Origin of the sequence: Tistrella mobilis KA081020-065 (assembly GCF_000264455.2) — a bacterium.
Lineage (GTDB): Bacteria > Pseudomonadota > Alphaproteobacteria > Tistrellales > Tistrellaceae > Tistrella > Tistrella mobilis.
Map to the genome: position 1 here is coordinate 548,272 of NC_017957.2, position 17,249 is coordinate 565,520.

General features: G+C 66.6%; 16 protein-coding genes and 1 pseudogene. 10 read left to right on the forward strand and 7 right to left on the reverse strand.

The annotated features are described in order from the left end of the window. Positions 1–5 precede the first annotated feature (5 nt). The 6 genes and pseudogenes from TMO_RS20270 to TMO_RS32660 form a co-directional block, all read left to right on the forward strand. Positions 6–941, forward strand: coding sequence for a hypothetical protein (locus tag TMO_RS20270; RefSeq protein ID WP_014747569.1), 936 nt, complete (start codon positions 6–8; stop codon positions 939–941). Beyond that, positions 935–2,608, forward strand: coding sequence for an O-linked N-acetylglucosamine transferase (locus tag TMO_RS20275; protein WP_014747570.1), 1,674 nt, complete (start codon positions 935–937; stop codon positions 2,606–2,608). The genes TMO_RS20270 and TMO_RS20275 overlap by 7 nt, the downstream gene beginning before the upstream one ends. A gap of 243 nt (positions 2,609–2,851) precedes the next feature. Next, the gene (locus TMO_RS20280) at positions 2,852–3,316 is read left to right on the forward strand and encodes a MaoC family dehydratase (protein ID WP_041606933.1); all 465 of its coding nucleotides are present in this window, start codon (positions 2,852–2,854) and stop codon (positions 3,314–3,316) included. Continuing rightward, positions 3,313–4,230, forward strand: coding sequence for an HpcH/HpaI aldolase/citrate lyase family protein (locus TMO_RS20285; RefSeq protein ID WP_014747573.1), 918 nt, complete (start codon positions 3,313–3,315; stop codon positions 4,228–4,230). The genes TMO_RS20280 and TMO_RS20285 overlap by 4 nt, the downstream gene beginning before the upstream one ends. 11 nt (positions 4,231–4,241) lie before the next feature. Continuing rightward, the gene (locus TMO_RS20290; protein WP_014747574.1) at positions 4,242–5,165 is read left to right on the forward strand and encodes a 3-keto-5-aminohexanoate cleavage protein; all 924 of its coding nucleotides are present in this window, start codon (positions 4,242–4,244) and stop codon (positions 5,163–5,165) included. Positions 5,166–5,956: 791 nt separating this feature from the next. After that, positions 5,957–6,325: pseudogene (locus tag TMO_RS32660) on the forward strand (acetyl-CoA hydrolase/transferase C-terminal domain-containing protein); the annotation flags it as partial. Here TMO_RS32660 and TMO_RS20300 read toward each other — a convergent pair. From TMO_RS20300 to TMO_RS20320, 5 genes are all read right to left on the reverse strand, one after another. Next, positions 6,315–7,295 carry a branched-chain amino acid ABC transporter permease gene (locus TMO_RS20300; protein ID WP_014747575.1) on the reverse strand — a complete coding sequence of 327 codons (981 nt, stop codon included), beginning with the start codon at positions 7,293–7,295 and terminating at the stop codon, positions 6,315–6,317. The pseudogene TMO_RS32660 and the gene TMO_RS20300 sit on opposite strands and share 11 nt — an antisense overlap. Before the next feature lie 164 nt (positions 7,296–7,459). After that, entirely contained in the window at positions 7,460–8,329 is an 870-nt protein-coding gene (locus tag TMO_RS20305; protein ID WP_014747576.1) for a branched-chain amino acid ABC transporter permease, read from the reverse strand. Between the two features lie 13 nt (positions 8,330–8,342). Further along, positions 8,343–9,056 carry an ABC transporter ATP-binding protein gene (locus TMO_RS20310; RefSeq protein ID WP_014747577.1) on the reverse strand — a complete coding sequence of 238 codons (714 nt, stop codon included), beginning with the start codon at positions 9,054–9,056 and terminating at the stop codon, positions 8,343–8,345. Continuing rightward, positions 9,053–9,844, reverse strand: coding sequence for an ABC transporter ATP-binding protein (locus TMO_RS20315; protein WP_014747578.1), 792 nt, complete (start codon positions 9,842–9,844; stop codon positions 9,053–9,055). Before TMO_RS20315 ends, TMO_RS20310 begins: the two co-directional genes overlap by 4 nt. 47 nt (positions 9,845–9,891) lie before the next feature. Then, the gene (locus tag TMO_RS20320; RefSeq protein WP_014747579.1) at positions 9,892–11,124 is read right to left on the reverse strand and encodes an ABC transporter substrate-binding protein; all 1,233 of its coding nucleotides are present in this window, start codon (positions 11,122–11,124) and stop codon (positions 9,892–9,894) included. 204 nt (positions 11,125–11,328) lie between these two features. On the opposite strand from TMO_RS20320, the gene TMO_RS20325 reads away from it, so the two are divergent. The 4 genes from TMO_RS20325 (at position 11,329) to TMO_RS20340 (ending at position 15,664) form a co-directional block, all read left to right on the forward strand. Continuing rightward, the gene (locus TMO_RS20325; protein ID WP_014747580.1) at positions 11,329–12,918 is read left to right on the forward strand and encodes an AMP-binding protein; all 1,590 of its coding nucleotides are present in this window, start codon (positions 11,329–11,331) and stop codon (positions 12,916–12,918) included. Positions 12,919–13,002: 84 nt separating this feature from the next. Further along, complete coding sequence (locus TMO_RS20330; protein WP_014747581.1) at positions 13,003–13,857, forward strand: MaoC/PaaZ C-terminal domain-containing protein; 855 nt, start codon at positions 13,003–13,005, stop codon at positions 13,855–13,857. Between the two features lie 55 nt (positions 13,858–13,912). Beyond that, positions 13,913–14,833: an SDR family NAD(P)-dependent oxidoreductase gene (locus TMO_RS20335; RefSeq protein ID WP_014747582.1), complete on the forward strand. Its 921-nt coding sequence runs from the start codon at positions 13,913–13,915 to the stop codon at positions 14,831–14,833. Between the two features lie 15 nt (positions 14,834–14,848). After that, a complete protein-coding gene (locus TMO_RS20340; RefSeq protein ID WP_014747583.1) occupies positions 14,849–15,664 on the forward strand; it encodes an enoyl-CoA hydratase/isomerase family protein in 816 nt (271 codons plus the stop codon). Positions 15,665–15,713: 49 nt separating this feature from the next. On the opposite strand, the gene TMO_RS20345 is transcribed toward TMO_RS20340, so the two are convergent. Both TMO_RS20345 and TMO_RS20350 read right to left on the reverse strand, forming a co-directional pair. Then, positions 15,714–16,145, reverse strand: a complete 432-nt coding sequence (locus tag TMO_RS20345) for a MarR family winged helix-turn-helix transcriptional regulator (protein ID WP_228382340.1) — start codon at positions 16,143–16,145, stop codon at positions 15,714–15,716. Between the two features lie 144 nt (positions 16,146–16,289). Further along, positions 16,290–17,213 (reverse strand): SDR family oxidoreductase, encoded by a 924-nt coding sequence (locus tag TMO_RS20350; protein ID WP_051045555.1) that lies wholly within the window; start codon positions 17,211–17,213, stop codon positions 16,290–16,292. Positions 17,214–17,249 lie beyond the last annotated feature (36 nt).

Below are 17,249 nucleotides of genomic sequence, written 5' to 3' on the forward strand. Positions count from 1 at the left end.
CCCGCATGGCCTGGTTCCACACCGCCGCCGGGCTGGTGATCGCATCCGACCGCCCATTGCCGGCCGGCCCGGCCCGGCCCGAAGCGGTTATCGCTGATCCGGCCACCGCCGACCTCGTCATCGCCGATGCGGCCGATCCACCCGAGATCGGGAGCGACGGAGATGCGTCCGGGCCGAACTGGTGCATCCGCCGCTGGAACGGGGCGCGCGGGCTCTGGATGATCCACGAGCCCGACGGCCGGGCGGTGTGGATGACGCGCCCGGACCGGCTGAACGTCTATGCGCCCGATCCGGTGTTGCGGGACCAGGCCTGGATGACCGCCGCCACCTCGGGCCTTGCCGCCGCCCTGCTGCTCCGCGGCCGGCTGCCGCTGCACGCCGCCGCCGTGGTGATGGCGGGGCAGGCGATCCTGATCGCGGGCGCCAGCGGCCGCGGGAAATCGACCCTTGCCGCAGCACTCGTCGGGGCCGGCGGGCAGGTGATCGCCGACGACATGGTTTCGCCCATGGTCACCGGTGGCCGGGTGGTGGCGGCACCGGTTCTGCCGCGGCTGCGCCTGATGGCCGATGCCGCCGGGCATTTCGGCCTGACGGGGCCGGTCGCGCCGGATGGCAAGATCCTGGTGACGCCCGCTGCCGACCCGTTGCCCGATCCGGTTCCGGTGGCGGCGCTGCTTCTGCTGGGCGACAGAGGCGATGGCCCGGCCCGGTCGGGCCGGCTTGCCGCCCTGGCGGCGGTGCCGGCGATCCGTGGGCAGATCACCGGCGGGGCCGCGACACTGCCCCTCTATGATCGGACGGCGGCGTTTTCGACCGCGTTGCTGGATCTGGCGCGCCATATGCCCGTGCTGACCCTCTCTCTGCCCGAGGGGTTGGGCCGGCTGGACGAGGTGAGCCGGACACTGCCGGCGCTGATCGACCAGGCGCCGGCCGCATGTTGACCGGGGCCGCCGCGCTGATGGCCGAAGGCCGCCGCCGCGCGCTGGCCGGCGGGCTGGAAGAGGGGGCCGAACTGCTGCGCCGTGCCCTGGCGCTCGACCCGGCGCCCCTCGTGCGGGAGGCGCTGGTGCGCGTCCTGCTCTGGCTCCGACGCTTCGACGAGGCGGCAGAGCTGGTCACAGCCGGGCTTGTGGACCACCCGGCTCATCCGGGGTTGCGGGCGCTGGCCGGCGATGAGGCCATCCGCCGCCGCCGCCCCACCGAGGCCGCGGCCCATATGGCGGCGGCATCGGCGATGACGCCCGATCTCTGGCGCATCGCCGGCAATGCCCGCCTGCTGCTGACCGATATCGACGGCGCGGTGGCGGCCTGGGACCAGGGCCTGCGGCTCGATCCGACCGACTGGCGGCTGGCCGGCAACATCCTCTACGCCGCCAGTTGCGACCCGGCCATGACCACGGCCGGGCTGGCCCGGCGGCAGGCGGCCGTCTTCGCCGGGCGGGATTTTCCGCCCCGGCCGGCGCCGCGGCCGCGGGCCGCCGACGGCCGGCTGCATATCGGCTATGTCGGCGGCTGTTTCGCCAGCCATGCCGCGGCGCGCGTGGTGCTGCCGATGATCATGGGCCATGATCGCAGCCGCTTCCGCATCACCTGCTATCCCACCCGGCCGGCGCCGGTCGATCCGGGCCTGCTGCGGCTGCGGCTTGCGGTCGACGGCTGGTGCGGGCTGGCCGGGCTGGACGATGCGGCGGCGGCCGACCGCATCCGCGCCGACGGCATCGACATCCTGGTCGATCTGGACGGCCATGTCGGCGGCAACCGGATCGGGATCTTCGCCCGCAGGCCTGCCGCGCTGCAGATCCAGGCCTGGGGCTATCTGCCGGGCACCGGCCTGCCGGTGATGGACGGGCTGGTGACCGACCCGGTGCTGCTGCCGGCGGCCGAGCGACCGGCGATCGGGGCCGCCACCCTCGACGTGCCCTGTCCGACGCTTGGATGGCCGCTTGCATCGCCGCCTGCGGGGGATCCGCGAGAGGCAGGCGGACCCGTGCGGATCGGTTGTTTCGCCCGCGGGGAAAAGCTGCCCGACATGTTTCTGGATCATCTGGCCGGGATACTGACCGCGCGGCCATCCGCGGTGCTGGTGCTGAAAGACGAGCTTTTTGCCGATCCGGCCGTCAGGTGCCGGCTCGATCGCTGGCGGAGCCGCCACCGCCTCGCGCCCGATCGCATCGAGATCCAGGGGCGCAGTTCCGGCGATGCCTATATCCACAGCCTGCGTTCGCTCGACCTCGCCGTGGACAGCTGGCCCTATTCGGGCGGGGTGGTGACGCTGGATCTGCTGTCGCAGGGCGTGCCGGTGGTCACCATGGGCGGCCGTCAGGCCTGTTCGCGGACCACGGCCTCCATCCTTGCCTGCCTTGGGCCGCAGGGGCTGGCCGTCGACGGTGTCGATGCCCGGGGCGGGCGGGTGCTGGCCCTGATCGACGACGCCGCGGCCCGCAGCACCCTGCGTGCGGAGATCCGCGCAACCCACGGCCCCCGGGTGGCGGCGGCCATCCCTGCGACCATCCGCGCCTTCGAGACGCATCTCTTCAGTCTGGCTGCCTCTTTGACCGTGTGCCCGGCTTCGTCTTCGCGGTCAAAGTCCCGACCCGGTCCTATCTGATCCTGGCCTTCGCGGACGTGAAATCGCTGCCGCTCTATCCGGCGGTGGAGGGGGGCGAGTTTACGGGCGGTGAGGCGGGACGGGCGGCACGGCGCCGTTTCGCTTTTTCAGGTGTCATACTGCGGTTGTCCCGTCCCGCAGCCAGCCATGTGCGGGTGGCGGCGGGTTTCAAAAAATTAGAATGCTCATATATGATAATCTAGTGTACCATATATCCGGTGTCATACATCAGCGGAGAAGGCAATGTCAGGATTGTATTTTGACGACATGCAGGTTGGACAGACATTTCAACATGACATCCGGAGGACCGTGACCGAAGCAGACAATGTGTTCTTTTCGGCATTGACCCATAATCCCGCGCGGCTTCATTTGGACGAAGAATACTGCGCCCAGGAAACGGAATTTGGATCAAGGCTGGTTAATTCTGCTTTCACTCTCGGGCTGATGGTTGGTATTTCAGTGGGAGACACGACGCTAGGGACGGCCATCGCCAATCTTGGTTGGGACGAGGTACGTTTCCCGAAGCCCGTCTTCCACGGTGATACCCTTCGGGTGGAGACGGAGGTCATCGATCTGCGTGACAGCCGCTCGCGGCCAGACGCCGGTATCGTGACCTTCCTGCATCGCGCCTATAACCAGCGCGGAGATCTGGTGGCCAGCTGCAAGCGCTCGGGTCTTCAGCGCAAACGGCCGGAGAAGACAGCATGATCGGGCTCCGTTCCTGGTTATTCGTCCCCGCCGACAGCGACCGCAAAATTGCCCGATCCGCCGACAGCGCGGCAGATGTGCTGATACTGGATCTGGAAGATGCCGTGGCCCCCGGCCGCAAGACCATCGCTCGCGGGCTGTTGCGAGACGTCCTGACCGCGCGGCCGCGCGAGACACGGCGCAGCCGGCTCTGGGTCCGGATCAACCCGCTCGATGATGCGGCTCTCGATGATCTGGCCGCCGTCATGCCGGGTGCGCCCGACGGGATCGTGGTGCCCAAGGTGGACCATCCCCGCGACGTCGTCCGGCTCTCGCACTGGCTGGACGCTTTCGAAGCAGCCGCAGGATTGAAGGCGGGTTCGACATCGATCCTGCCGGTCGCGACCGAGACGCCGGCAGCCCCCTTTGCGCTGGGCGACTATGCCCGACAGCCTCTCCCCCGCCTTGCCGGCCTGACCTGGGGGGCAGAGGATCTGAGCACGGCCGTCGGTGCCTCGACCAATCTGGATCCCGCGGGCGGCTGGGCCTTCACCTACCGCATGGCCCGCAGTGCCACGCTTCTGGCGGCGAGGGCGGCTGGTGTCATGGCGATCGACACCCTCTATGCCGATTTCCGCGATGCGGACGGCCTGCTTGCCAGTTGCCGCGCCGCCGCGGCGGAAGGCTTCGACGGCCGGATCGCCATCCATCCTGCCCAGGTGGATGTGATCAATGCCGGCTTCGCGCCATCGGACGACGCGGTGCACCATGCCCGCCGTGTCGTCGAAGCCTTTGCTGCGTCTCCCGATGCGGGGACGATCGGACTTGATGGCCGCATGCTCGACATACCGCATCTTCGCCAGGCCGAACGGGTGCTGGCACGGCATGCCGCCGCGGTCCATCGCGGCCTCTCATCCGATGACATTTCCGAGTGACGGAGCCCGCTATGGACAAGATTATCATCAGCTGCGCGGTGACCGGATCGATCCACACGCCCAGCATGTCGCCGCATCTTCCGGTGACGGCGGAAGACATCGCCGATCAGGCCGTGGCCGCGGCGGAGGCGGGCGCCGCGGTGCTCCACCTGCATGCCCGTAACCCTGCCGATGGCCGTCCGTCCCAGGATCCGGCATTGTTCGCGGCTTTCCTGCCGGCGATCCGCGACCGGAGCGATGCGATCATCAACATCACCACCGGCGGCGGGCTGGGGATGAGCCTGGATGAGAGGCTGGCGCCGGCGAAATGGGCCGCACCGGAGATCGCCTCGCTCAATATGGGTTCGCTCAACTTCAACATTTCGGGCGCGGCTGCGCGGGTGCCGCAGTTCCGCCACGACTGGGAACGGCCCTATCTGGAGATGACCCGCGACTTCATCCTGTCCAACACCTTCGCCCAGATCGAGCGCGGCCTGACCGAACTCGGCGCCCTCGGCACCCGCTTCGAATATGAATGCTATGATGTCGGCCATCTTTACAATCTGGCTCATTTCGTCGACCGCGGCCTGGTGCAGCCGCCATTCTTCGTCCAGGCGATCTTCGGCATCCTGGGTGGTATCGGAGCCGATCATGCCAATCTGATGCATATGAAGGCGACGGCGGATCGCCTGTTCGGCAGGGATTACCGCCTGTCGGTGCTGGCCGCCGGCCGCCATCAGATGCCCTTCGTCACCATGGGGGCGATCCTCGGGGCCAATGTCCGGGTCGGGCTGGAGGACAGCCTGTACATTTCCAGGGGCCGGCTCGCCACCTCCAATGCCGAGCAGGTGGCGAAGATCCGTCGCATCCTGGACGAGTTGTCGCTGGACGTGGCGACACCCGACGAGGCCCGGGAGATGCTGCAGACCAAGGGTGCCGGCAATGTCGCCTTCTGACACAGGAAGGCACCCATGCCCCGCATGCTGAAACCCGGTGAGCTACCGGATCATCTGCCGCAGGGCGGGCTGGTGTGGGTGCAGGGATGTTCGGCTTGGTCGTCGGTGGTCGAGACGGAGATTGCCATGGCGGCCGACCGGCTTTCCGGCACCACCTTCACCGGTATCTTCGTGCCCGGCCTGAATCCCGCCTCCCGCCTGCTTGGCGGGGGCGGCGACTGCATGGCTTCTTTGCCACGCCCGAGATGGAGGCGGCCGGGCCTGCGGCCGACATGCTGCCCCTGTGCTACGCCGACCTGTCGGATCATCTGCAGGGGCTGACGATCGATGCCGCCTGTTTCATGGTCGCGCCGCCCGACAGCCGGGGCATCTGCAGCTTCGGGCCGGTCTGCGACTTCCTGCCCGATCTCTGGCAGCGGATTCCGGTCCGGATCGGGGTCATCAACCCATGTCTGCCACGGACCCTGGGGACGGCCGGCATTCCGCTGTCGGATTTCTCCTGCCTGATCGAAGACGACCGGGATCTGCCGGCGGTTCGGTCCGGCAGCGACGAGTCCACCCGCGCCATCGCCGCCCGACTGGCCGGCCTGGTTCCGGACGGCGCCACCCTGCAGATCGGGCTTGGGCGAACGCCGGAAGGCGCCCTCGCAGGGCTTCACGGACATCGCGGGCTGGCCATTCATTCAGGTCTGGTCGGTGACGCCGTGATCGACCTGCTGGAAGCCGGCGCCCTGCGGCCGGGCAGGTCGGTGACCACCGGCGTGGCGATCGGTACACGCCGGCTCTACGATATGGCAGGGGATCCCGTCTTCAGCTTCCGGCCGGTTTCATATACCCACGCACCCCGCGTGCTTGCCGGGATCGAGGGTCTGGTGACCGTCAATGCGGTCAACGAGATCGACCTTTTCGGCCAGGGATATGCCGAGATGCGCGGCGGGGGATTCGTATCGGGGCCGGGCGGGGCGACGGACTTTGCCCGGGGGGCAAGGTGGGCGGGCGGATTGCGGGTGGTCGTGCTGCCGGCTGCGGCATCCGGCGGCCGCGTCAGCCGGATTGTGCCGCCCGGTGCCGGCCAGGGGCCGGTGTCACTCGGGCGGTTCGATATCGACGTGGTCGTGACGGATCACGGCCTGGCGGATCTGCGCGGCCTCACCCACGACCGTCGCGCGGAGGCGCTGATCGCGGCAGCGGCGCCGGCTTTCCGGGTGGCACTGGCAAAGGGATGGGATGACTGGCGCCGTGGCGGCCGGCCAGGCGGCGCCAGCCTCGGGTGATCAGCCCCCAGCAACCTTCGGGCAGGGCATACATGAAGACCACGACAAATACGCCGAAGATCACACCGGTCGCGGCGGTCGAGATCTGTGTTGCCAGATTGGGGGCGAGGACGATGAAGGCGGCGCCCAGCACGCCCCCCGGGATGGCGCCCACGCCCCCCACCACAAGACCGACCAGAAGGAAGACCGACAGATATACCGAGAAACTCTCAGGGGCCACGAACTCGATGGCAAGCGCGCTGACGCCGCCCGCCAGCCCGGTCAACAGGGCGCTGATGCCGAAGGCGGCACATTTATAGAGGTGGATGTTTATTCCCATCGCTTCGGCGGCGAGGGGGTTGTCGCGAATGGCCGTCAGGGCCCGGCCGATCCGGCCGGCAAGCAGGTTGCGCGTGGCCAGAAACGCGAGCACGGCGGCGAGGAGGGCCAGATAGTAGATCCAGCGGTCGGGATCGATCCATGCCGGCGGCTCGGGGCGGGTGACGTAGAGGCCGGCCACGCCCCCCGTCCAGCTTTCCAGCGTCTCATGCTTCAGCAACTGAGGAACGGCGATGGCGAGCGCAAAGGTCGCGAGGGCCAGGTAGTGGCCCTCCAGGCGCAGAGCCGGCAGGCCAAGGACCATGCCGGCGACGAACGCCATGGCCGCGGCGGCAGGTATGGCTGCCCACCAGGGCCACGCGCCCTGCATCATGAGAATGGCCGTGCCATAGGCGCCGATGGCATAGAAGGCGCCGTGCCCGAGCGAGATCTGGCCGCTGTAACCGATCAACAGGTTGAGCCCCAGTATCGCGATCGCATAGATCAGGATCTGGGTCGCCTGAAAGATCTGAAACCCGGCCAGGCACCAGGGCAGCACGATGGCTGCAAGAACGGCGGCAGCGTACAGGCGGGACGCGGCCCTGGGAGACGCGGCCCTGGGAGATGGGGCCCTGGGAGACGGGGCTGGGCGACGGAGCATTGGGGATGGCTTTCCGGAAGGGGTGATCCAGGGGCGGGAGACCGGCAGATGCAGGCCGGCGGTCAGACCCGTTTGACGTCAGGCCGTCCGAACAGCCCGTTCGGACGGATCACCAGCACCGTGACGACCACCGCCAGTGCGAAACTCAGTTTCAGGTCGTTGCCGATCAGATAGGTACCGGCCAGGTTTTCGAGAACGCCGAAAAGCAGCCCGCCCAGGACCGCGCCGCCGGGGCTGTTCATGCCGCCGAGCATGGCGGAGGCGAATGCATACAGCAGGACACTCATCATCATGCCGGGCTCCAGATAGGTGACAGGCGCGATCAGCAGTCCTGCAACCGTCCCGAGGATGCTGGCGAGCCCCCAGCCGAGGGCAAGCATCCGCTCCACCCGTATGCCGAGCAGGCGGGCCGATGCGGGATTGCGGGCAGCGGCCCTCATCGCGAGGCCGAGGAGGGTGAAGCGGAAGAACAGGAACAGCAGGCTCAGAAGACCCAGTGATACGAGGATGGCGAACAGGCTGTGGGCACCGATCAGGATGGTGCCCGTGGAGAGGCCACTCACCGGGCTGGGGAAGTCCTTGATCGTGAACCCCCAGATCCAGCCTGCGGTGGCGTTGAAGGCCAGGAGCAGACCGACGAACACCACGACCAGTGCCAGATGTGGCGCATTGCGGAAGCGTCGGATGACCAGTCGATCGACCGAAACGCCAAAGATGAAAGCGGCCACCACGGTGATCACGAAGGCGAGCCAGTAGGGGAGCCCGGCTGCGAGCAGCGTCCAGGCGATGTAGGTGCCGAGCAGCGCCATTTCGCCCTGGGCGAAATTGATATGACCGGTGGTGTTGAAGATCATGACCAGGGCGAGGGCCAGCGCGGCGTAGATGGCACCATTGGAAATGCCGGCGAGGGTCTGCTGGAGGAAGAGGTCCATCGGCGGTCGTCCTTCAGTTGCCCAGATAGGCGCGGCGGACGCTGTCGTCGTTCCGCAGCAGGGCGGCCGATCCCGACAGGACCACTCGCCCGCTCTCGATCAATACCGCAGTGTCTGCCAGTTCGAGCGCCAGGGCGGCGTTCTGCTCGACCAGCAGAAGCGCGATGCCCTCCACCTCGTTGATCCGGCGCATGATCTCGAAGATCTCGGCGACCACCAGCGGCGCCAGCCCGAAAGAAGGTTCGTCGAGCAGCAGAAGCCGGGGGCCGCTCATCAGGGCGCGGGAGATGGCCAGCATCTGTTGCTCACCGCCGCTGAGCGTGCCCGCCATCTGTCCGCGACGTTCGCGCAGGCGCGGGAAATAGCCGAAGACGCGGTCGAGATCGCGCGCAATCCCGGCGGCATCCCGGCGTATCCACGCGCCGAGGCGGAGATTCTCCTCGACCGTGAGGTCCGTGAAGGTGCCACGGCCATCCGGAACATGGCCGATCCCCTGGCGGATCCGGTCTTCCGTGGCGCGCCGATCGATCTGCACCCCGGACAGGAAAACCTCGCCCATGGTCCGGATCGTTCCGCAGATCGCCCGCAGCGTCGTGGTCTTGCCCGCGCCATTGGCACCGATGATCGTGGTGATGCCCCCGGCGGCGACGGTCAGGTCGATGCCGAACAGGGCCTGGGTACTGCCATAAAAGGCTCTGAGACCCCTGACGTCGAGGAGCATGGTCATGAGCTGCCGGCCCCCAGATAGGTGCGAACCACTTCAGGATCACGTGCAATCTCTGATGGCAGGCCCTCGGCGATCTTGCGGCCGAAATTCATGGCCACCACCTTGTCGGACACCGACATGACCAGGTTCATATGATGCTCGACCAGCAGGATGGCCGTGCCCAGCCGGTCGCGGATGGCGCGGATCTGGTCCTTCAGCACGTCGACCTCCTCGTGGTTGAGGCCCGCGGCCGGCTCGTCGAGGAGCAGGAGATGCGGCCGGGACATGAGCGCGCGGGCGAGTTCCACACGTTTGCGCAGGGGAAAGGGAAGATCCGTCACCCGACGGCCTTCCGTTCCCGAAAGTCCCATGAACGCGATCAGCTCACGTGCCCGGTCGCGCAGCTCCGCTTCCTCCCGGGCGACCCGTCGGATGCGCAATGTATGTGCAAGGAAGCCGGCCTGGCCCGCCACATGTCCGCCGACCAGAACATTGTCCTGCACGTCGAGATGATCGAAGAGCGAGACGTTCTGGAAGGTGCGGCCGATCCCCTCCCGGGCGATGCGGTGGCGTGGCACGGTCGAGAGGGATCTGCCGCGGAACAGGATGTCGCCTGAACTGGGCTGGCAGAGCCGGCTCAGGCAGTTGAAGAGCGTGGTCTTTCCGGCGCCGTTCGGCCCGATCAGCCCCAGGATCCGGCCGGCTCCGGCAGTGAAACTGATCGAATCCACGGCCAGGATGCCGCCAAACCGAACGACAAGCTCTCGAACGTCGAGAATGGTCATGGATGTGTCGGAAGCGTTCGGCATGGCAGATCCTCCCTGCGACATATGCCGTTGGCGCCGGACGGACAGGGTCACCTCGACGCCGAGATCGGCGCGCCGAAGCTCTGCCACTGCAGGCCATCGAAACGGATCATCTGAAAGGTCTTGATCGGGTCGAGATCCTGCGGCGTCACCGTATAGCGGACACCGTCGATATACATCTCGGGCTGAACATCGATGTTGCGGGCAATGTCCCGGATGTTCGCCCGTGTCAGGTCATCACCGGCACGGCGCAGGATCTCGACCAGGACTTCCGTGGTCGCATAGGCGAGCACATTCGACAGGCTCGTAACCTCTCCCGATGGGAACCAGGTTTTCATGAAATCCAGGTAGCGCGCCACGCCTGCATCGTCTTTCCAGCGCGGATCATCGGGATGCTTGGCGACCGCGGTGCTGATGACCCCTTTGGCATGATCGAGACCCGCGGGTTTGAGCACGTAGTCGATGCTCGTCGATGCCCAGCCGAGATACACCGTCGGATGCCACTGAAGGTCGCCGATCTTGCGGATCGCCTGCGCAGCATGTTTGGCCAGTGCGGCGACGATGACGACGTCGACGTTGCGTGCCTTCAGGTTCAGGATCTGCGTGTCGACCGTCGGATAGGCGAGGTCGAAGGTTTCGATGGCGACGATTCGCTTCTCTGCCTCCGGTCCGAAGCCCTCGCGCAGCCCCTCGACATAGTCCTTGCCGTAGTCGTCGGCCTGCTGCAGAAGACCGACCCTGGCATCCGGCATGGTTTCCAGGATGTGCCGGGCAAAGATCACCGCTTCGGTGCGGTTCTGCGGCAATCCGGTGGTGACCCAGGGGTTCTCGGCAGGCGCCAGCCATTTAGATGCGCCGGAATTGATCAGAACCTGGGGGACTTTGCGCGCGGCAAGGTAGGGTCGCACGGCGGTATTGGCTGAGGTGCCGAGTGCATTGTACAGGAACAGGACTTTGTCCGATTCGACCAGCTTGCGGGTCTGCTCGATCGCGCGCGGCGGCGAAAAACCGTCATCCTCGCAGAGCAGGGTCAGTTTGCGGCCGTTGATGCCGCCGTCCTGGTTGGTCCTGGCGAAAAAGGCCCGGGTCGCGGCGCAGGCGATCCCGTAAGCCGAGGCGGGCCCGCTGAGGGGGACCGTCATTCCGATCCGGATTTCGTCGTCGCTCGCGCCCGGATCGTAGGTCGCCGCCTGAGCCCGGCCGATACCCGCCAGCCCCATACCCGCCAGCCCTATGCCCGACAGGACGGCCATGGCCGCCAGTGGTGCCAGAAGTCGCTTCATCCGTCATTTCCCCCCGATGGTCGCCTGATCCGCGGTCTTTGCCGCATGTGATATGCAAGCATATTATCATAAACAGTACGATATGCGTCGATGCAGAGCAACCCGCCGCGCAATAATTATGTGCTTGCGTATGGTACGCAATATTATTAAATATGGACAAAAGACGCAGACGCGGCGAAATCGCGATCCACCGGGGAGGCAGAGATGGAGCAACCGACCACATCCGGCGCGGCGGTGCCCGGGGGCATCGTTGCGAGCCCGTGGCATCATGCCCGGCAGCGGCCGGACCAGCCGGCGGTGATCGTGGCCGATACCGGCGAGGTGGTGAGCTTTGCTGAACTGACCGACAGAGCGAACCGACTCGCCAATCTGTTCGTCGATCTGGGATTGCAGCCCGGTGACTGTGTGGCCTTCTACCTGGAGAACCACATCCGCTACGCTGAACTGGTCTGGGCGGCCAAGAGTGCGGGCCTTTATTATGTCTGCATCGCCCGGCAGTCGGCGGTCGATGACCTGCGCTATGTTCTGGAAAACTGCGGGGCCCGGGTTTTCATCGCGTCGGCGGCGGTCGCCGACACGGCGGTGGCGGCCATCCGACACTTCCCCGAATTGCGATCGTTCATGATCGACGGGACGGCGCCGGGCTTCGCCTCTTACGAAGCCGCGGTCGCAGGGCAAAGCGACCGGCCGGTCGAGGACCGGCCGCGTGGTGCGTCGATGCTCTATTCCTCGGGCACCACGGGGCGGCCGAAAGGCATACGGCATCCGCTTCAGGATGTTTCGCCGCATGTCGCGCCGCCACGCCACCGGTTGATGATCGACACCTACGGCTTTGGCGACGACATCGTGTTTCTCAATCCGGGGCCGCTCTACCACACGGGTCCGCTGCGGTTCATGATGCATGCCCATCGCGCCGGCGGCACCGTCATCGTGTTCCGCAAGTTCGATGCCGCGGCGGTGCTTCGGGCGATCGGCCGCTACGGGGTCACACATGGCCTGTTCGTCCCGACCATGTTCGTTCGCCTGCTGGCCCTGCCCGACGAGGTCAAGGCAGCGGCGGAGCTTTCCAGCCTGCGGATGGTCCTCCACATCGCGGCGCCGATTTCCATCCCGACCAAGCGGCGGATGATCGACTGGTTCGGGCCGATCATCCACGAGATGTATGGCGGGACCGAATCTGTCGGGACCACCGTCATCACCTCAGCCGAATGGCTGGCGCATCCGGGGTCCGTGGGCCGGCCATCGCCCGGTACGGAACTGCACATCGTCGACGAGCAGGGCGAGGAATGCCCGGCCGGCGTGCCGGGCCTGATCTACATGTCGAGCGGCCGCCGTTTCGAATATCACGGCGAGGCCGCAAAAACCGCGGCCAGCACTCATCCGAAGGGGTGGTACACCCTGGGAGATGTGGGATATGTCGACGAAGAGGGCTACCTCTACCTCACGGACCGGCAGTCGAACCTGATCATTTCGGGCGGGGTCAACATCTATCCGCGCGAGGTGGAAATGGTGCTCGCCGACCATCCGGCGGTGGGCGATGTTGCAGTGCTGGGCGTGCCCGATCCGGATTTCGGCGAGGCTGTCAAGGCGGTGGTCGTGTGCCGCCCCGCGGCCGTCGCCGACGACCGGCTGGCGCATGATGTCATCTCGTTCTGCCGCACCCGGCTCAACCCGGTCAAGTGCCCGAGGACGATCGATTTCGTGACCGAGCTGCCGCGCAGCGAGGCCGGTAAGATCCTTCGCGCCGAACTGCGGCGGCACTATTGGCCCGAAGGCGCGTTGCTGGTCGTCTGACCGGCGTTTCGTCCATATAGTGTGCTTTAGTATAATATGCACATGTACCGCGATCCCTGCGGTCCGTTTCACGGGAGTCGTCGCATGCATCTGGCGAAGGTGAAGGATCACTGCTTCGCACCGGTCGAACACCGCTTCGATTTCAGGGATACGATCCTCTACGCCCTGGGCCTGGGCTTCGGATCGGACCCCGTCGATCCTGCGGAGCTGCCCTTTGTCTATGAAGACGGGCTGAAGGCGGTCCCTTCCCTCTGCGTCGTCCTGGCCCATCCGGGTTTCTGGGCGAAACGTCCGGAATTCGGGATCGACTGGCTGCGCATCCTGCATGGCGAGCAGAGTTTCGAGATCCACAAGCCGCTTCCCGCGGCGGGGGTCGTTCATGGCGAATATGAGATCGAGGCGCTTGAGGATAAGGGGGCCGGCAAGGGCGCGATCCTTCATCAGGCCAAGCGCCTGCGCGACGACACCGGCGATCTGGTCGCCACCGTGCGCAGTGTGCTGTTCCTGCGCGGGGATGGCGGATCGGGCGGTTTCGGAACGCCGCCGGCCACCCCGGGCGTTCTTCCCGACGGCCTGCCCGATGCGGTGGTCGACCTGCCGACCCTGCCACAACAGGCGCTGATCTATCGGCTGAGCGGCGACTACAACCCCATTCATGCCGATCCTGCAGCGGCGTATGCCGCCGGCTTTGACCGGCCGATCCTGCACGGATTGTGCACCATGGGTATCGCCACGCGGGCGCTGCTCCGGGCACGGGCCGGCAATGATCCCGCCCGTCTGACGTCGATGTTTGTCCGGTTCAGCCGGCCGGTTTTCCCCGGCGAGACCATCGTCACCGAAATCTTCGACCAGGAGAGCGGCGTGGTGCGCTTCCGCTGCCGGTCGAAGGAACGCGACGTCGTCGTCCTGGATCGCGGCCATGCCGTGATCACGGGCTGACATACGTCCCTGAAGGCCGCCGCGATGGCCTTCCTCCCATCAAGGATATATCGGAATGACCGACAATACGCTTCTCGCGGGCAAGGTCGTGCTCGTGACCGGTGCCGGCGGTGGCATCGGATCGTATATCGCCAAGCTGGCGGCCAGCCGTGGTGCCAGGGTGGTCGTTAACGATCTGGGCGGCTCCCCCCATGGCGATGGCAATGACACCGGGCCGGCGCGTATCGTGGCGGGCGAGATCAATGCGGCGGGCGGCGAGGCCATCGCCGACACCGGCAACATCGCCGACTGGGATGACGCTCAGGCCATGGTGCAGCGGGCGGTTGACACGTTCGGCCGGATCGATGTCGTGGTGAACAATGCCGGCATTCTGCGTGACCGCATCTTCCACAAGATGAGCCAGGAAGACTGGGACATTGTCGCCCGGGTCGACCTGGACGGCTATTTCTACGTCTCGCGGGCCGCGGCACCCTTCTTCAAGGATCAGCAGAGCGGCTGCTATGTCCATATGACGTCGACGAGTGGTCTGGTCGGCAATATCGGCCAGGCGAATTACGGCGCCGCCAAGCTGGGCGTTGCCGGACTGTCGAAGATCATCGCCCTCGACATGCGCCGCTTCAACGTGCGCTCGAACTGCATCGCCCCCTTCGCCTTCACCCGCATGGTCGGTACCATCCCGCCGAACGACGAACGCAATCGCAAGCGGCTGGAGGTGGTGCGCCGCATGACGCCCGACAAGATCGCACCGCTGGCCGTTGCCCTGATGTCGGATGCGGCCGCGGACATCAATGGCCAGATCTTCGGGGCGCGCAACAACGAGCTGATGCTGTTCAGCCAGCCTCGCCCGATCCGTACCGTGCATACTGCGGAGGGTTGGACACCCGAGACGGCAATCGAAACGGCGCTGCCGGCCATGCGAGGCAGCCTGGTGTCCGTCGACGCCTCTCCCGACGTGTTCCGCTGGGATCCGATCTGACGGAAGGACCCGTCCATGAGCCCGACCACCGTTGTTGAGGGGCTGTCCTCGTCACTTGATGATGGCGTCCTGCGTATCACCTTCGATCGTCCGGAGGCCCGCAATTCCATCACCCGCGAGATGACGGTACCCCTTACCCGAATCCTGACGGATGCTCAGGCGGACGAGCGGGTGCGCTGCATCGTCTTCGGAGGTGCAGGCGGGGTCTTCTCTGCCGGCGGCGACGTGGCGGGCTTCCGCCGCGCGCTCGCCGAGCCGGTGGCCGGGCGGCAGGCGGAGTTTCGCGCCCGGCTGGATGCTGCGGCGGATATGGTCGAAGCGCTGCTCCGGATCGACCGGCCGGTCGTGGCGGCGCTGCGGGGCCCGGTGGCGGGGGCCGGGCTGGGCTTCGTACTTGCGGCCGATCTGGTCATTGCCGACGAGACGGCGAAGCTGATCTTCGCCCATCGCGCCATCGGGCTGACGCCCGATGGCGGCGTGACCTGGCTGTTGCCGCGTGTGGTGGGGTGGCGGGTCGCAAAACGTCTGACACTGACCGCGGCGACGGTCGGGGCATCCGAAGCGTTGAGGCTCGGTCTCGTCGACCGGATCGTCGCGGGCGGTGATTTCGATGGAGAAGTGACGGCGGCGGCCAGGGCCCTGGCCGGGGCACCGCGCGACGCCGTCGCCCGCACCAAACGACTTCTGGATGCTGCCATGACCGCTGCTCCGGATGCCCAGCTCGGGCGGGAGCGCGATGCGATCGTGGAGAGCGTCGCCACGGCAGATTTCGAGGAAGGCGTCTCGGCATTCCTCGACAAGCGTCAGCCCCGCTTCCCCTCGGCGCGATGACCGCAAGCCCGGTGCTGAAGCCGGCGGACCTGAATCGAGGACCTTGGCCTCAGTCGGGACCGTCGGCGGGCCCGCCGCCTTCGGAGTCGATCAGCTCACGCAGATTTTCCTTCATCTGCGCCAGCACCGCCTCGGCGACGGCAATGTCTTCGGGCGAAATATCCTTCAGGATCCTGGTATTCAGCTGCCGGCCGACCGAGGTCATGGTTTCGAGGATCCCGTAGCCGCGCTCCGTGATGATCACGCGCTTCGCCCGGCGATCCCTGCCGTCGGGCAGACGCTTTACGAATCCGCTGATTTCCAGCCGGTCCACCAGACCTCCGACCGTTACCTTGCCCACGTCCAGGATCCGTGCGAGATCCGTCTGGAGCATGCCGTCCTGGCCGTGAGAGAGGCTGCGGGAAAGCTGGGCGAGCACCCACCATTGCGATCGGGTAAGCCCCAGAGGCTTCATTTCCGCATCAAACACGGTCCGCCGCATCCGCGAAACGTCATGTACATAGAAGCCGATCCGGAAGTCCGACGGTCCGGTCAGACCGGGTGGCGGCGGAGCGACGGGTTCGGGGGTGGATTGCGGCTTTGCCTGCTTACGCTTCATTCGTTACTCCGAAGTCTGGCATATTAATCACGAGCGTATCACATCACCGGGGATCGCCGCATCCTGCGGGCGGGCCGGTTGATCGGGGTCGGGCAGCTGCTCGCGGACCGGCACGAAGACCGGGCGGCGGATCGACCGGTTCAACCGGTCACCGCCGTCGATCGTGAAGACGTGACCGGTGACATAGGCGGCATAGGGCGAACAGAGATAGGTTGCGGCCCAGCCGAGTTCACGGACCCGGCCGACCCGAAGTGCCGGTATCCTGTTCCATTCAGCGTCATAGCCTTCGGGACGCCGTTCCCGCATCGCCGGCGCGTGATCCGCATGCGGGAAGAGACCGGGAGCAATGGCGTTCACGCGGATGCCGTCGGGCGCCCATTCCACCGCAAGCGTGCGGGTCAGGTTGGCGACCCCGGCTTTGGCTGCGGCACTATGGGCGTGGCCCGGTGCACCCCGGTCGATATAGGTGGCCAGGATGTTGAGTACGGCGCCTTCGGCTCCGGCGGCGATCCGCCTTCGGGCGAATTCCCGGGCGCAGAGGAAGCTGCCGGTGAGCACGATGTCGATCACCGCCTGCCAGCCGCGCGGACTGACGGCCTCCGCACGGACCGGAAAGTTGCCGGCGGCGTTGTTCACGAGAACGTCGACCGGCCCCAGAGCAGCCTCTACCGCGTCGAAGGCGCGGCGGACCGCATCGGCATCGCGGACATCGAGCGCCACGGCGGTCGCTGCGCGGCATCCGGCCGCTTCGAGTGCCGCCAGACCGGCGGCGCGATGTTCGGCTTTCCGGCTGGCGATGGCGATCGAGGCGCCTGCGCGTGCGAATTCCAGAGCCATTGCCAGGCCGAGCCCGGTACCGCCGCCGGTGATGAAGACGCAACGTCCGTCATAGCAGCCGGGCAGCATCGTCCGGCCCGCGGGGGGTGGTTCCGGCAATCCCGTCACGGGCATTTCCGATCCTTTAAAAGGTGAGGGCCGGCTCAGAGG

Excerpts from the sequence above, each read along its gene's own strand:
- TMO_RS20350 (WP_051045555.1), bottom strand. The coding sequence starts at position 17,213 with ATGCCCGTGACGGGATTGCCGGAACCACCCCCCGCGGGCCGGACGATG.
- TMO_RS20330 (WP_014747581.1), top strand. The coding sequence starts at position 13,003 with ATGCATCTGGCGAAGGTGAAGGATCACTGCTTCGCACCGGTCGAACAC.
- TMO_RS20310 (WP_014747577.1), bottom strand. The coding sequence starts at position 9,056 with ATGACCATGCTCCTCGACGTCAGGGGTCTCAGAGCCTTTTATGGCAGT.
- TMO_RS20315 (WP_014747578.1), bottom strand. The coding sequence starts at position 9,844 with ATGCCGAACGCTTCCGACACATCCATGACCATTCTCGACGTTCGAGAG.
- TMO_RS20285 (WP_014747573.1), top strand. The coding sequence starts at position 3,313 with ATGATCGGGCTCCGTTCCTGGTTATTCGTCCCCGCCGACAGCGACCGC.
- TMO_RS20280 (WP_041606933.1), top strand. The coding sequence starts at position 2,852 with ATGTCAGGATTGTATTTTGACGACATGCAGGTTGGACAGACATTTCAA.
- TMO_RS20335 (WP_014747582.1), top strand. The coding sequence starts at position 13,913 with ATGACCGACAATACGCTTCTCGCGGGCAAGGTCGTGCTCGTGACCGGT.
- TMO_RS20305 (WP_014747576.1), bottom strand. The coding sequence starts at position 8,329 with ATGGACCTCTTCCTCCAGCAGACCCTCGCCGGCATTTCCAATGGTGCC.
- TMO_RS20340 (WP_014747583.1), top strand. The coding sequence starts at position 14,849 with ATGAGCCCGACCACCGTTGTTGAGGGGCTGTCCTCGTCACTTGATGAT.
- TMO_RS20345 (WP_228382340.1), bottom strand. The coding sequence starts at position 16,145 with ATGCGGCGGACCGTGTTTGATGCGGAAATGAAGCCTCTGGGGCTTACC.
- TMO_RS20320 (WP_014747579.1), bottom strand. The coding sequence starts at position 11,124 with ATGAAGCGACTTCTGGCACCACTGGCGGCCATGGCCGTCCTGTCGGGC.
- TMO_RS20270 (WP_014747569.1), top strand. The coding sequence starts at position 6 with ATGGCCTGGTTCCACACCGCCGCCGGGCTGGTGATCGCATCCGACCGC.
- TMO_RS20275 (WP_014747570.1), top strand. The coding sequence starts at position 935 with ATGTTGACCGGGGCCGCCGCGCTGATGGCCGAAGGCCGCCGCCGCGCG.
- TMO_RS20325 (WP_014747580.1), top strand. The coding sequence starts at position 11,329 with ATGGAGCAACCGACCACATCCGGCGCGGCGGTGCCCGGGGGCATCGTT.
- TMO_RS20290 (WP_014747574.1), top strand. The coding sequence starts at position 4,242 with ATGGACAAGATTATCATCAGCTGCGCGGTGACCGGATCGATCCACACG.